Origin of the sequence: Myroides sp. DF42-4-2, from assembly GCF_030326445.1 — a bacterium.
Taxonomy (GTDB): Bacteria; Bacteroidota; Bacteroidia; order Flavobacteriales; family Flavobacteriaceae; genus Flavobacterium.
This window is the reverse complement of sequence record NZ_JACAKI010000061.1, coordinates 1-933: the sequence shown is the minus strand read 5'-3', so window position 1 is coordinate 933 and position 933 is coordinate 1. Positions and strand designations below refer to the sequence as shown.

The following is a 933-nucleotide window of genomic DNA, read 5'->3' as shown; positions in this document are numbered from 1 at the left end:
ACTAGCGCCATATCCTTGGGATTCTAGGCGATAAGGCTCTATGCCTTTTGACAACACGTATTGAACGGTGGTCTTCGCTCGATTCTCCGATAGCTTTTGGTTGTAGGTTGCACTTCCGCGGTTATCCGTATGAGCGCCTACTTTGATGCGCATCTGTGGGTTGCGCTTCATTACCTTCACTAACTTATCCAACTCGAAAGCCCCTTGTTGGGTGATGTTCGATCGGTCAAACTCGAAGTAAATATCACCTAAGATGATTTCGTCTTTCGTGACGATCACCTCAATCGGACGCAAAGCAACATTCACTAGCTGACGTCCTCCTTTGCGGTTCAACGGAACTTCGATAGACTTGCCTTCGAAGTCCTCTTTGTCAACCTGTAAGTGGTAAAACTTATCGCAGTCAACCACGTATTCCACGATACCGCGACGATCTGTAAACTTGGTTTCTATCAAGTTCTTGCGGTCATCAAAAATGTCTACACGGGCACCCTCGAGGATCTTACCTGTATCTTTGTGGGTAACCGTTACATACATCTCTGTATTACAAACAGGTTTTGCCTTGTAGATATCATCGCGACCAACGCGGTTGGTTGAAAAGAAACCGATGTCTTTGCCCGGGTAAAACGAAAAGGCAAAGTCGTCTTTTGCCGTGTTAATAGGAGATCCTAAGTTCTTAGGCTCTGCCTGGGGAATGGCTAAGTCTACAACATAAACATCTAGACCGCCAAAGCCCTTGCGGGAATCCGAGGCAAAGTACAACTTGCCATCCTCTGAAATAAAGGGGAAAGACTCTCGTCCTTCTGTGTTGATCTGACTGCCCATATTAATTGGAGTCCCGTAGTTGCCTTCCGAATCAATATCTACTTTCCATATATCTGTGCTACCCATCGTACCTGGCATGTCGGAAGAAAAGTAAAGCGTACGACCGTCCTT

The 933-nt window shown here is 46.2% G+C and carries 1 protein-coding gene; it reads right to left on the bottom strand.

What is annotated here, in order from left to right; genetic code table 11:
• Positions 1–933 (bottom strand): OmpA family protein (locus HX062_RS16140; RefSeq protein WP_286468134.1); only part of this gene is annotated, 933 nt, incomplete at both ends.